The organism is Agarivorans sp. QJM3NY_25 (genome assembly GCF_050870875.2).
Classification (GTDB): Bacteria; Pseudomonadota; Gammaproteobacteria; order Enterobacterales; family Celerinatantimonadaceae; genus Agarivorans.
Window position 1 is genome coordinate 2,792,504 of sequence record NZ_CP194041.2, and the last position, 13,694, is coordinate 2,806,197.

The 13,694-nt window shown below is 43.7% G+C and carries 10 protein-coding genes; 5 read left to right on the forward strand and 5 right to left on the reverse strand.

Features of this window, described 5'->3' with window-relative positions; genetic code table 11:
- Nucleotides 1–8: 8 nt before the first annotated feature.
- From htpG to eat, 4 genes are all read right to left on the reverse strand, one after another.
- Nucleotides 9–1,919 carry a molecular chaperone HtpG gene (gene htpG, locus ACRRSW_RS12815; protein WP_432452839.1) on the reverse strand — a complete coding sequence of 637 codons (1,911 nt, stop codon included), beginning with the start codon at nucleotides 1,917–1,919 and terminating at the stop codon, nucleotides 9–11.
- 386 nt (nucleotides 1,920–2,305) lie between these two features.
- On the reverse strand, nucleotides 2,306–3,148 hold the full coding sequence (gene eutC, locus ACRRSW_RS12820) for an ethanolamine ammonia-lyase subunit EutC (protein WP_432452838.1): 843 nt from the start codon (nucleotides 3,146–3,148) through the stop codon (nucleotides 2,306–2,308).
- Nucleotides 3,145–4,542 (reverse strand): ethanolamine ammonia-lyase subunit EutB, encoded by a 1,398-nt coding sequence (locus ACRRSW_RS12825; protein ID WP_432452837.1) that lies wholly within the window; start codon nucleotides 4,540–4,542, stop codon nucleotides 3,145–3,147. Before ACRRSW_RS12825 ends, eutC begins: the two co-directional genes overlap by 4 nt.
- A 68-nt stretch (nucleotides 4,543–4,610) precedes the next feature.
- The gene (gene eat, locus ACRRSW_RS12830; RefSeq protein ID WP_432452836.1) at nucleotides 4,611–5,942 is read right to left on the reverse strand and encodes an ethanolamine permease; all 1,332 of its coding nucleotides are present in this window, start codon (nucleotides 5,940–5,942) and stop codon (nucleotides 4,611–4,613) included.
- A gap of 536 nt (nucleotides 5,943–6,478) precedes the next feature.
- Here eat and ACRRSW_RS12835 point away from each other — a divergent pair.
- The gene (locus ACRRSW_RS12835; protein WP_432452835.1) at nucleotides 6,479–6,949 is read left to right on the forward strand and encodes a CreA family protein; all 471 of its coding nucleotides are present in this window, start codon (nucleotides 6,479–6,481) and stop codon (nucleotides 6,947–6,949) included.
- Nucleotides 6,950–7,014: 65 nt separating this feature from the next.
- Here ACRRSW_RS12835 and nagE read toward each other — a convergent pair whose 3' ends face one another.
- A complete protein-coding gene (gene nagE, locus ACRRSW_RS12840) occupies nucleotides 7,015–8,457 on the reverse strand; it encodes an N-acetylglucosamine-specific PTS transporter subunit IIBC (RefSeq protein ID WP_432452834.1) in 1,443 nt (480 codons plus the stop codon).
- A gap of 284 nt (nucleotides 8,458–8,741) precedes the next feature.
- Between nagE and nagB the strand changes: the two genes are divergently transcribed.
- The 4 genes from nagB (at nucleotide 8,742) to ACRRSW_RS12860 (ending at nucleotide 13,635) form a co-directional block, all read left to right on the forward strand.
- Nucleotides 8,742–9,539: a glucosamine-6-phosphate deaminase gene (gene nagB / locus ACRRSW_RS12845; protein ID WP_432452833.1), complete on the forward strand. Its 798-nt coding sequence runs from the start codon at nucleotides 8,742–8,744 to the stop codon at nucleotides 9,537–9,539.
- Between the two features lie 10 nt (nucleotides 9,540–9,549).
- Nucleotides 9,550–10,686 carry an N-acetylglucosamine-6-phosphate deacetylase gene (gene nagA / locus ACRRSW_RS12850; protein WP_432459523.1) on the forward strand — a complete coding sequence of 379 codons (1,137 nt, stop codon included), beginning with the start codon at nucleotides 9,550–9,552 and terminating at the stop codon, nucleotides 10,684–10,686.
- 12 nt (nucleotides 10,687–10,698) lie between these two features.
- On the forward strand, nucleotides 10,699–11,922 hold the full coding sequence (locus ACRRSW_RS12855) for an ROK family protein (protein ID WP_432452829.1): 1,224 nt from the start codon (nucleotides 10,699–10,701) through the stop codon (nucleotides 11,920–11,922).
- Nucleotides 11,923–12,093: 171 nt separating this feature from the next.
- On the forward strand, nucleotides 12,094–13,635 hold the full coding sequence (locus tag ACRRSW_RS12860) for an EAL domain-containing protein (RefSeq protein ID WP_432459524.1): 1,542 nt from the start codon (nucleotides 12,094–12,096) through the stop codon (nucleotides 13,633–13,635).
- Nucleotides 13,636–13,694: the final 59 nt, after the last annotated feature.

Below are 13,694 nucleotides of genomic sequence, written 5' to 3' on the forward strand. Positions count from 1 at the left end.
GCTATCAACTAGCTCAACAGTTGGTTCACACGTTTAATGAACTCTGATGGATTATCTAAACTGCCACGTTCGGCTAAAGTTGCTTGATCCAACAACAAGTTCACCCACTCGACAAACTTCTGTTCATCTTGTTCATCGGCAACACGTTTCACTAAGCTGTGCTGAGGGTTTAATTCAAAAATGTATTTTTGCTCGGGTACATCTTGCCCAACAGCTTGCATCAGTTTTTGCATTTGAGTGCTCATATCGTCGTCGTCAACCACAATACAAGAAGGTGTATCGGTTAAACGGTAAGTCAAACGAACATCTTTCACCTTGTCGCCAAGGTTTTCTTTCACTCGAGTCACGAAGCTGGCGTATTCAGTCTCATCTTGCTCTTTCTGCTTCTTGGTTTCTTCATCATCGAGGTCACCAAGATCAAGGTCGCCTTTTGTCACAGAGACCAGCGCTTTACCCTCAGCTTCAGATAAATGACTAATCAACCACTCATCCACACGATCATGCATCAATAAGACTTCAATACCTTTACGTTTAAAGATTTCGAGGTGCGGACTATTCGCTGCTGCAGCGTAACTATCGGCAGTGACGTAATAGATCTTATCTTGCCCTTCCTTCATTCGCTCAATGTATTGAGCAAAGGAAACATCTTGCGTTGCGCTATCAGCGTGGGTAGAAGCAAAGCGTAATAACTTAGCAATTTGTTCTTTATTAGCAAAGTCTTCCGCTGGACCTTCTTTCAATACTTGACCAAATTCCGCCCAGAAACTTTGGTATTTCTCGGCATCGTTTTTCGCCATACGCTCAAGCATGGTGAGTACGCGTTTAGTACATGCGCTACGTAAGTTAGCCGTTGTCTTAGTATCCTGAAGAATTTCACGCGAAACGTTCAATGGTAAATCGTTAGAATCAAGAACCCCCTTCACAAAGCGCAGGTAACTCGGCATAAATTCATCGGCATCATCCATAATGAAGACCCGTTGAACATATAGTTTCAAACCGTGTTGACGCTCGCGATTCCACATATCGAACGGTGCTTTGCTTGGAATATACAGCAAGCTGGTGTAATCCTGCTTTCCTTCAACTTTATTATGAGCCCAGCTAAGTGGGTCGCTAAAGTCATGAGAGATGTGCTTGTAAAACTCGTTGTACTCTTCTGCTGAAATATCGTTTTTAGAACGGGTCCAAAGTGCAGTTGCTTTGTTAATTGCTTCCCACACACCAGGAACCGCCGCGATTTTCTCGCCATCAGGTCCATCACTTTCTGGTTGCTCGTCCTTCCACATTTGTACTGGAATAGAAATATGGTCCGAGTATTTGGTAATAATAGAGCGAACTTTCCAACTATCTAGAAACTCTTGTTCGTCTTCACGTAGATGCAAAATAATGTCGGTACCACGGTTTTGTTTGGTGATATTAGCAACGGTGTAATCACCTTCTCCGCCGCTTTCCCAGCGCACGCCGCTGTCTATATCAGCACCTGCAGCACGGGTTTCAACGGTCACTTTATCTGCCACAATGAAAGCAGAATAAAAACCAACACCAAACTGACCAATTAGTTGAGAATCTTTAGCGCTATCGCCACTCAACTGACCGAAGAACTCTTTAGTGCCTGATTTAGCAATAGTACCAAGATGTTCTATCACTTCATCTCGAGTCATACCGATACCATTATCTGACAAAGTAATTGTCTTGGCATCTTGATCAAAGCTAACACGAACGCATAGCTCGCCGTCATTTTCGTAAAGTGCGTTATTTTCTAGTGCTTTGAAGCGCAGTTTATCTGCGGCATCGGCGGCGTTAGACACTAATTCGCGGAGAAAAATCTCTTTGTTTGAATAGAGGGAGTGGATCATCAATTGAAGTAATTGTTTTACTTCAGTTTGAAAGCCATGAGTTTCTGCATGTGCTGCATCAGTCATCGTTATATTTCCTTGCTTTAAAACATACTACGTCAGTTGATAGACGATATGGGGATGACAAAAATTATTTCAAGCAATCACAGCAAAAAAGTCCGAAGCAAACGGTTTATCCCCGCTATTTGATAACGCCAATCACAAAGTAAAGATAAATAAGTGAATTTGTAGCGGCTATACTTCAACATCGCATGAAAAAAGTCCGAAGCAAACGGTTTATCCCCGCTATTTGATAACGCCAATCACAAAGTAAAGATAAATAAGTGAATTTGTAGCGGCTATACTTCAACATCGCATGAAAGAGGCAGAAACACCGCACCGCAGTCACCAACCACTAGGGTGCGGGTTAAACCAGCACAATGAGCGAGCAAAGGTGCTGGCTACAAGTTTTATCAATCAGCTTTTGGTAAGAGAAAGTTTCTACCGACAGTCGCGTGACTCAATTGAGTTTCATCTTTCAGAGCAACCCCAGAGTAACCCCGTTGATTGGCTTGGCTAATCAAATATTCCAAGCGATGTGAGGCATCTTTGACCGACATCCCTGCATCGCGAATATTCGACAGACAGTTGCGTTTCGATTCTTCAATGCCACGATAGGCTTGATAGGTGAAATAAATTCCCAAACTGTCTGGAGAACTTAAACCGGGTCGCTCGCCCACCAATATCGCCACCATTTTTGCACCCAATGACTGAGCAACATCATCACCTACCCCGACTCGCCCCTGCTCAACCAGCGCGATAGGAGCAACAGACAGACCTAAACCGGTAATTTTAGGGAGTAACTCAGTTAACATCTTCTGAACATTTTCGATAATAGCTTTTGAAGACAAACCCTCCGTAACCACCAATACAATATCGTAGCCATGTTGATGGTCAACTAAGTGCTGACGTGATGTTTCATCAAGCAAACGACCTAAATCAGGGCGTTGTAAATAACAAGATCGGGAATCTGCTTGCGATTTTAAGTGAAACACACCGAGCTCAAAGTGCTCAAGTTGATTTGCTAAGGCCCGATAGTCCAAGGGCATTAATACCGCATCGCGTGCGGCAGCATGAGCCAACTGAAACTGCAAATGCGCTTGGGTTGGCAAACTGGTTCCAGCACGCCCTAGCGCAATCCTTGCATCGGTATAACTTTTCAGCGATTGCCAAGGATTTTGGTTTACTAGCGGATCACCATCCGCGGTTACCGCATACCCGAGGCCCGCCATCGGCTGCATATTGTGGTCACTCATGCGCCTAACTCCTTGCTAATTGAGTTAAAAGACTTCGGCAATTGTTGTTTCACACTCAAGCGCCCATTGCGATCCATAATCCCTTGCTGTTGCAACCACGCTTCAAATTCTGGCGCGGGCTTTTTACCCGAAATCTGCCGAGCAAAAAGCGCATCATGAAAAGAGGTAGTTTGATAATTCAACATAATATCGTCAGATCCCGGGATCCCCATAATAAAGTTCACTCCGGCACTCACCAACTGTACCAACAGCATATCCATATCATCTTGATCGGCATCGGCGTGATTGGTATAACAAATATCACAGCCCATCGGCAAACCCATCAGCTTGCCACAAAAATGGTCTTCTAAGCCGGCCCGAATAATTTGTTTCCCGTTATAAAGATATTCCGGTCCAATAAAACCAACCACCGTATTCACCAGTAACGGCTGATAACGACGCGCGACGGCATAAGCCCTCACCTCACAAGTTTGTTGGTCGACCCCGTGATGACCATTTGAGCTTAATGCACTGCCCTGACCGGTCTCAAAATACATCACATTTTGGCCTTTCACGCCACGCTTCAACGACAAGGCCGCACTATAGGCTTCATCTAATAAAGCTAAATTAATGCCAAAGCCCTGATTTGCTTGCTCGGTACCCGCTATCGATTGAAATACTAAATCAACAGGAGCCCCGCGAGAAATAGCCTCTAAATGCGTGGTTACGTGGGTTAAAACACAACTTTGAGTCGGAATTTGGTAGTGCTCAATAACATCATCCAACATCTTCATCAGTGTCATCACTGCCTGCAAATTATCAGTTGCAGGGTTAATCCCAATCACCGCATCTCCATTGGCATACAGCAATCCATCTAAAATACTGGCCGCGACACCAGCTGGGTCGTCAGTCGGATGATTTGGCTGAAGCCGAGTCGACATTCTGCCTTTAAGCCCTAAAGTATTGCGAAAAGCGGTCACTACCTCACACTTACTCGCCACTAAGATAAGATCTTGAATGCGCATTAACTTACTCACCGCAGCCAGCATCTCTGGCGTAAAACCGGGAGCCAGAGCCTGCAGTTCAAGCGATGTGACCGTTTCACTCAATAAATAATTACGGAGATCTCCCACCGTCATATGCGCGATACTGATAAATGCTTGCGCATCATGACCATCGATGATTAACCGAGTCACTTCATCTTGCTCGTAGGGGATGAGTGCTTCATTTAAGAAGTGTTTTAGCGGCAGTTCGGCTAAAGCCATCTGCGCAGCCACCCGCTGCTGGTCGGTAACAGCTGCAAGCCCGGCTAACTGATCACCACTGCGTAATGGCGAAGCTTTTGCCATTAGGTCTTTTAGGTCGGCAAAGCAAAAGCGCTCTCCACCAGCGTTCATTACAAATTCAGCCATCATTTGTCCTAAAAAAAACAGCGCCCATCACAGGCGCTTGATTAGACATCTTAATCGTTAAACGGTCGCGATTAAGCGGGGTCTGCGCTCAAAGCGGAAGATTTTCGACCAAAGGCGATAAACAAAGCATATGAACCCAGCATGATAGCAAAGAAAATAGCGGCAATGCTTAAGTTATAAACAGTCATAGCTATTAACGCTACCACCGCGATGACTAAGGCAATATAGGCTGGCACGACCCCACCTTTCACCCGATAAGGGCGTTCCAATTCTGGCTCTTGCTTACGCAGTTGAATAAACGACACCATCGACAAGGCATACAGCACAATTGCGCCAAAACAAGCCATGGTAATAATTTCGCCAGTTTTACCCGTGAGCAGCGCTAAAATCCCGACCAAGCTATTCGCAACGAGCGCGACTACCGGCGTTTTCAGTTTTGGATGAATATATTTAAAGGCTTTTGGAAAATAACCCACTCGACCAAATTCAAAAGTAGCCCGTCCACCAGCTAATAAAATGCCGTGGAACGAAGCCACTAGACCAAAAATACCGATGCCAACTAACAGATGAACAAAAGGAGAACCGTCACCCAATACCGACGACAATACCAATACTAGCGGTGTATCTTGAGCCTCAGTGCTTCCAGCTGAATAAACCGCGGTTTCCCAACCACTCACCCCAACTGAAGAGATAAAAACTAACAAACATAGTGCAACTAAAGTGGCAAGCGCGGCACCAAAACCGATGGCAATGTTACGCTGTGGATTTACCGTTTCTTCGGCGACATTCGCAACACCTTCAATGGCTAAAAAGAACCAAATTGCAAAGGGTATCGCAGCCAATATGCCCGAAGCGCCATTAGGTAACGCATTCAAGCTCAAATTAGATAACTCTACATGAGGTAATGTTAAACCGCAGAATAATAGGAGTTCGCCAACCGCAATCACGGTAATCACCAATTCAAAGGTTGCCGCAAACCGCACCCCAATAATATTCACGAGGGTAAATATCATATAAGTAATGATTGCAATGGTGAGGGTATGATCGCCGGGAATAAAGTGATTAAGATAGGCGGCAATCGCAAAAGCAATCGCTGGTGGTGCAAATACAAACTCAATATTTTGCGCCATACCTGCTAAAAATCCCCAACGTTTGCCTAAGGCGCGATCAGCGTAATCAAATGCGCCACCCGCCTTGGGAATGGCACAAGCCATTTCGGTATAACAAAAAGTAAAACACACATACATGGTAATAATAAACAAGGTGGCAATGCCAAGGCCCAGAGTACCGCCTTCGGCGAGACCTAAATTCCACCCAAAATACATACCGGAGATAACATATCCGACGCCCAAACCCCAAAGCATGATTGGCCCCAAAGTTTTTTTCAACTGATGCTGACTCATAAAATCCATCCACTAATTTATAATCCTAATAAGCCAACAGCATAAGCTATGCCATTGTAATAAAATCCACTCAACAGGCCTACTGAAAGGCCTGAGGGAACATGATTGAAACGCTGGTTTAGAGTATTTGCACCAAAATAGAGTTACGCTGTACTAAACTGGCGCAGTCAAATTTGTTTTAATAAAATTAAAATCTAATAATTAACAACAAAGCCAATAGATAATCTAGATTCTAGTTTTTGGCAGTGAACTAAACTAAAGAACAGACATAATTTAGAGTGTTGAATCAAATCGAGGCAAGTCCCAGGGGCACCGATTAACTCCATTCACGAAAATATCGATAAGTTTAAGGATAAGCAGTTGTTTCTTTTAACCCTCGACCAAACACAATTATTGATTGCCATAAGCTTAAGCAAACAGTAGCGTTGAATAGATGATATAAGCTAAATTAAAGAGCCGCGAGCCTCTAATAAAGTTAAGCCTGTCATTAGGCTGGGATTCAGCTCAAAATTCATCCATAGGAAGTCATACAGAAAATGAAAAACTCTCTTATTATATTCGTCACTGGATGCCTATTATTCGGCTGTGATAACAACGAAGTTGGCGATGTCTCCTTAGGTTTACTCACCACCAAGGACATCAAAATATCGAATATGGATGACGATAAAATTTCTGGTGTAACTTGTCATATTGCATCAATTGAAGCCAATTTAAGCTTGTCTGATCCAAGTGATAGCTCTATCTCCTGTCGTCAGACCGGCGAAATCACCCCCGAGATGATCGCAACTATCGACAAAAGTAAATCAGGTGAGGTTGTGTTTAAACAGTCTAAAAGTATTTTCTTTAAAACGATGAAAGTTAGACGGATCTACGATGCAGAAAATCAAACGCTTCTTTATTTGTCGTACACCACTAAAGAGACCGAGGGAAGTTTCAAGCACAGCCTGTCTACAGTGCCATTATGGGGAACCAAAGCTTATCAAACACCACTAGCTGCAACTCAATAAGCTCTCTAAACAAAAAAAAGCCCTCTACATAGAGAGGGCTTATCTAACACCAACAAAACAACGCGTTATTTAGCGGCTAAAATCTTAAGTTCGTTAGCAACAAACTCAACATGAGGTCCAATCACTACCTGTACCGCAGTTTTACTTGGAATAATCACCCCAGGGACATGTTTCTTCAATTCTGAAGCTTGTACCTTAGAACTGTCTTTCACCTCTAAACGAAGTCGAGTCGCGCAGTTGTCAACAAGAACCAAGTTCTCTTGTCCTCCTAACATACGAAGCACTAGACCTGCGGTATCACGATGTGAGCCTCCAACACTAACACTCGCTTCACCTTCTGATGCGTCTTCACGTCCGGGAGTATTCAGATCCATCTTCACAATCATCGTTTTGAAGATAAAGTAGTAGATTGCAAAGAACGCCAAACCTTGTACGATCAGCATGTACCAGCCAGTCGCCAAGGGATTACGTGACGATAACACCATATCGACTAAACCAGCACTAAAGCCAAATCCAGCCATCCAATGCATTGATGAAGCAATAAACACCGAAAGGCCAGTTAACAGCGCATGCACAACATACAGTGCAGGAGCCACAAACATAAAGGCAAACTCTAAAGGTTCGGTGACACCCGTAAAGAATGAGGCCGTAGCAGCAGCGATCATTAATGATGCAACTTTCTGCTTATTCTCGGGTTTCGCCGTGTGGTAAATCGCCAATGCAGCACCGGGCAGACCAAACATCATGATTGGGAAGAAACCAGCCATATAACGACCGGTTTCTCCAGGGATCGCATCTGGCGATACGCTGAGGAATTTCCCAAGATCATTAATGCCTGCCATATCAAACCAGAACACCGCATTCAGAGCATGGTGCAGACCCACGGGGATCAATAGGCGGTTAAAGAAACCATAGATACCTGCACCTACCGAACCCAAACCAGTGATGCTTTCACCAAAGCTCACCAAGCCACCAAAAATTAACGGCCATAGATACATAAGGACGAAGGCTGCCACAATACCTGCGATAGAAGTCAGGATCGGAACTAATCGCTTACCACTAAAGAAAGATAAAGCCTTATGTAACTCCACTTGATAAAAACGATTGTATAACTCGGCAGCAATAATACCGCTAATAATACCGACGAATTGGTTGTTAATTTTGGAAAAAGCTAAAGTACTTGACTCGTTTAAGGTCACGAGCCCAATCTGCTCTACAGCACCTGGCGACAACAAAGTGGTGATGACCATGTACCCCACAAAACCAGCAAGGGCGGCTGCGCCGTCTTTATCGCGTGACATACCATAGGCGACACCAATCGCAAATAATACCGACATATTATCGATAATTGCCGCACCAGATTTAATTAAAAACGCCGCTAATGCGTTGTTTCCACCCCATCCATTGGGGTCAATCCAGTAACCAATACCCATTAATATGGCAGCAGCAGGTAATACTGCAACAGGCACCATCAGCGCCCGACCAATCTTTTGTAAATAGCTAAACATAGCATCCCTCTTCATAGCTGTAATTAAGCAAACTTCGTTAAACTGGCGATTCCGCCAAATCTCCTTTGCGAAGAAAAACAACTTATCATTTGTTTCTATATTCGCCAAGAACTTATTTCGCAGTGTAAATAAATAAAAGTACAGCAACAAACAAAGCGCTTCTAAAACGTGATCTACACCCGCATAATTAGACGGTAATCCAAATTCTCTCACAGTTTTTATAAAACTTATTTTTCAGCGAGAATAAAACTGCTAAGCTAAGTTAAAAATATCGGAGAGAAACAATGAGATTAATACCATTACTAAACAAAGAGCAGGTTGGGCGCTGGTCTGCTCTTTATATCGCAGAGAAAATTAAGTCTTATAATCCTAGCCAAGAGAGGCCCTTTGTTCTGGGTTGTCCAACTGGTGGTACACCGTTATATACTTATCAGCACTTAATCGAGCTGCATCGCCAAAACCAAGTTAGCTTTGAGCACGTGGTGACCTTTAACATGGACGAGTATGTGGGGATCCCTGCCGAACATCCTGAAAGCTACCGTAGCTTTATGCACAATAACTTCTTTGAACACATTGATATTAAGCCAGAAAATATTAATCTGCTGGACGGTAATGCACCCGATCTGCAAATAGAATGTGAACGTTACGAACAAAAGATCAAACACTACGGCAAAATCAATTTGTTTATGGGTGGTGTTGGTGTGGATGGACATATTGCCTTTAATGAACCAGCTTCCTCTCTTGCCTCTCGGACCAGAATTAAAACCCTGACTGAAGATACCCGAATCGCAAACTCTCGTTTCTTCAATCATCTTGATGAAGTGCCTAAACTTGCACTCACCGTTGGGGTCGGTACCTTACTCGATGCGGAAGAAATTTTAATATTGGTGACCGGACATAATAAGGCGCAAGCCCTGCAGGCTGCTGTAGAAGGTAGCGTTAATCATCTATGGACGATTTCTGCTTTACAATTACATCCTCGATCGATGATTGTCTGCGACCAACCCTCCACCATGGAGCTAAAAGTAAAAACCGTGCGTTACTTCCATGAACTTGAAGCAAATAACATAAAAAATATTTAGGATAAGTCGAATGATGTATGCCCTTACTAATGCCTCAGTTTTTGACGGCAACGAATTGCTAAATAACTACGCGGTTATCATCGATAAAGAGCGTATTGCGGCCGTATGCCCCGAGCAAGACGTTTCACCTCAGATAAAGCAAATCAATTTAAATGGAGCCACGCTGTGCCCCGGCTTTATCGATTTGCAACTCAACGGTTGTGGCGGGGTGATGCTAAACGGTGACTTTTCCAACACAAATCTGGAACTGATGCATCGCACCAATTTAAAAAGTGGAACCACTCATTTTCTACCGACTTTAATTACCACCGACGATCAAGAGATGGAACAAGCCATAGCAGTCTCTCGTAGCAATCAACAGAATCATGGTTCAGGTAACTTAGGCCTACATTTAGAAGGCCCCTATTTAAGTAAAATCAAAAAAGGGATCCATAGTGAACAACATATTCGTCAACTTAATCAACAACGCCTGCAGTTTTTATTAGACAATCATGACGCGATTAAAAAGATCACCTTGGCCCCTGAGCATGTAACCGCCCATGATGTTCAAGCATTAACCGAAGCCGGCATACTCGTTTCACTTGGTCATACTAACGCAAGTTACCAGCAAGCCAGCGACGCAATCAAGGCCGGCGCAAGCTTCGCCACACATTTATTTAACGCCATGAGCTCAATCACCGGTCGAGAGCCCGGCGTCGTAGGCGCAGTATTCGACCACCAACTTTATGCAGGTATTATTGTGGATGGCCACCACGTTGCCGCAGCCAACATTCGCCTCGCGAAGCGCCTACTCGAGCATAAGTTATATTTAGTCACGGATGCGACCGCAGCAGCAGGCGCGAACATTAGCCACTTCGATTTTGTTGGCCGAGAGATCCAAGTACAGAATGGCGTTTGTATAGGTGATGATGGTACACTCGGCGGCTCAGCTTTAACGATGATAGAAGCGATAGAAAACTGCGTACAAACGGTTGGCTTATCTCTCACTGAATCTTTAAGAATGGCCTCTCTCTACCCAGCATCAGCACTTTCAATAGATGATATATTAGGGCGAATTAAACCTGGTTACAGTGCAAACCTAAGCGCCTTTAATAAAGACTTCAAGCTAACTTTAACGGTTAGCGATGGCAAACTGACTCAGTTTTAAGCAATGAATGGTATGAATGACAAACAAATCGTAAATGTAGACCAAGTAAAACGGATCAACATGGCCGCGGTATATCGAATGATCGACCAACAAGGTCCAATCTCCCGAGTCAAAGTTGCCGAACAAAGTCAATTAGCCCCCGCGAGCGTCACCAAAATCACTCGCCAACTTCTCACAACCGGCCTGATTAAAGAAGTGGCACAACAAGCTTCTACCGGGGGGCGCAGAGCTATTTCGCTCATGACCGAGCAAAGTCATTACTACTTTATTTCAGTGCGCTTAGGCCGCGGTGAAATGGATATATCGTTGTTTGATTTAAGTGGCATTCAACATGCGCATAGCAAATTGTATTTAAGTGAAGTGGAGCAAACCCCTCTGGTCGCTCGGTTATTAGGTAATATAGAACAATTTATTGAACAACGGCTTAATCCAAACCAGCAATTAATTGCTATCGCGGTTACGTTGTCGGGCTTGGTCAATCCTGGCGAAGGTATTGTGGTTTACACACCACATTACCAGTTGCGTGAATGTCCACTCGCAAACTTAATTGAGCAGCGCTTTAAACTACCAGCCTACATCGGCAACGATACCCGGGCCATGGCGCTCGCTGAACACTATTTTGGAGCTACCCGCGATTGTCTCGATTCAATCCTGATCAGCGCTCATAGTGGTACCAGCGCAGGCATTATTGTCGATGGAAAGGTTTTTATGAGCCAACATCGTGACGTTGGGGAAATCGGCCATATTCAAATGGATCCCCTTGGTGATAAGTGCCAATGCGGCAACGTTGGTTGTTTAGAAACCATCGTCTCAAATACGGCCATCGTTCAGCGAGTCAAAACCTTAATCGACCAAGGCTGTCCGTCGATCTTAGAAAACAATTTTGGCATAGAAGATATCTGCTTAGCCGCCAATCAAGGCGATATGTTATGCCATCAAGTACTACGAAGAGTGGGTAAAATGCTGGGTAATAGTATTGCTTTGACCATCAACCTGTTTCATCCTGAAAAGATAATATTGGCTGGCGAAATCATGATCGCCAAAGACATTTTACTGTCGACCATTAACCAGTGTATTCAACATCAAGCGCTGAAATCTTTTGCCAAAGACCTGCCGATTGAAATGGCTCATTTTCAAAACAATCCTACGATGGGAGGTTTAGCCTTAATTAAGCGTGCCCTACTCGACGGCAGCCTGCTGATCCGGCTGATAAATGAGAAAGCCCAACTCAGCTGAGCAATAATTTGGTTCACATCAAACTGATATTGCTGACAGCGCGCAACTCAACGCGCTCAGGTCACTATCAAGTAATTCGCCTCACAAAAACACAGTAAACACTTTTAGCCTTAGGTTTTACCACTAATTTCATGTTTTAATATCCGCAACCATCCGCAGAGATTGAAATTAGTGCAAGAAATAAAGCAACGAGTTGTCGTCACCGCCAGTGGGATCCTCATGGGAACGCTGGCCATGTTCATTTCCCTTTTTTTACTCTCGAAAGACATTAGCAAAAGCCAGCAATATTACGCCAACGAATCACTCGGACTGGCTCAGGCGGTGATCTACGAATCACTGCAAACTCTAGAGACGCTCAATAGCTTAGAACACCATGATTGCGGAAAAGACCTGCTGATAAAAATCAGGCAAATAGTTTTCCTCAGTAATTTCATTAAAGATATTGGAGTACTTCAAGAAGATAAATTGCTCTGCACTAGTATTGGGGGGCCCTTAACAGAGCCTATTGTTGTCATTCCACCAGACTTCACCAGTAAACAAGGGCTGGATGTTTGGCTAAATCAAAAACTCATTGCCTTAAATAGGCTCAACTCTGGCTTGATCATGAAGAAGGGCCAATTCAATGTCGTTATTGCCAATACAACTTTTGCTAACCTTGATTATGGTGATAATTACTGGGAAATGGTCAGTGGTTTTAAAGGACAATACCGACATATAAGTGGTACACCAGAGCTATTTCGTCAGGTGGGGAGAGACAACGACAGTGAAGTTACCCTCAGTTACCATTATTTTCATCAATGTAACAGCACTTATCAATTTTGTATCGCGTTAAAGCTTTATAATTCTTCGTTGGTGAAAAACAGACTAACTTTCTTACTATTAAGCTTATTGCTGAGTGTCACTGTTGGCGTCATCAGCAGCATGCTGGCAGTAACACTAATAAAACGCCACCTTAGTGTGAATGCCCGACTCCGTAGGGGGCTTAAGAAAGGCTATTTTTACTATCAAATCCAACCCTTGGTTGATTTGAAAACACAACAAATCATTGGTGGTGAGGTATTAGCCAGATTTACCGATCCCCATGGAAGCCTTACTCCCGAAGAATTTATTCCATTGTTGCCTAAACTACGTATGACTTGGCCTTTTACTCTACACATCATCAAAGGCGCACTAACAGAACTACAAGCAAGCCAGGCGATGCAAGCGTCAACTAAAATCAGTTTTAATATCTTTCCCTTGGATGTTGAAACCAACAGAATTGCAGAATTACGCCAACAACCAGAGCTTGAACAATTTTCAGGCAATATCACCCTTGAAATCACCGAAGACCTGCAACTCGACGGATTAAATGCACGACGTAATATCAATCTGATTATTCAACAAGGTTTCGAAGTAGCTATTGATGACTTTGGCACTGGATACTCTAACCTCAAGCAACTGAAGCATTTTCGCTGCCACTACCTCAAAATAGATAAAAGCTTTGTATGTGAGTTAGCCAATGGAACGGTGCGTTCTAGCCTCATTCCGCATATTGTAGATATTGCGCGTCAATCCAAACTCAAAATCGTGGCTGAAGGGATAGAGAATGAAATCCAAGCCGAAGCTCTACGAGATCTAAAGGTTGAGTACGGCCAAGGACAAATGTTTGGTGAAGCAATGGCGATAAGCGATTTTGTTGCGTTATATCTAGCATCACAGCAACAGACAAAATAATCGAAACCGGAAAACAAAAGGATTGTGCAAGCACAATCCTTTTGATGCGTAGTGATGCT

Bases quoted from the DNA above. Each gene is read 5' to 3' on its own strand.
- htpG (WP_432452839.1), bottom strand. From the start codon at position 1,919: ATGACTGATGCAGCACATGCAGAAACTCATGGCTTTCAAACTGAAGTA.
- eutC (WP_432452838.1), bottom strand. From the start codon at position 3,148: ATGAGTGACCACAATATGCAGCCGATGGCGGGCCTCGGGTATGCGGTA.
- ACRRSW_RS12825 (WP_432452837.1), bottom strand. From the start codon at position 4,542: ATGATGGCTGAATTTGTAATGAACGCTGGTGGAGAGCGCTTTTGCTTT.
- eat (WP_432452836.1), bottom strand. From the start codon at position 5,942: ATGAGTCAGCATCAGTTGAAAAAAACTTTGGGGCCAATCATGCTTTGG.
- ACRRSW_RS12835 (WP_432452835.1), top strand. From the start codon at position 6,479: ATGAAAAACTCTCTTATTATATTCGTCACTGGATGCCTATTATTCGGC.
- nagE (WP_432452834.1), bottom strand. From the start codon at position 8,457: ATGTTTAGCTATTTACAAAAGATTGGTCGGGCGCTGATGGTGCCTGTT.
- nagB (WP_432452833.1), top strand. From the start codon at position 8,742: ATGAGATTAATACCATTACTAAACAAAGAGCAGGTTGGGCGCTGGTCT.
- nagA (WP_432459523.1), top strand. From the start codon at position 9,550: ATGATGTATGCCCTTACTAATGCCTCAGTTTTTGACGGCAACGAATTG.
- ACRRSW_RS12855 (WP_432452829.1), top strand. From the start codon at position 10,699: ATGAATGACAAACAAATCGTAAATGTAGACCAAGTAAAACGGATCAAC.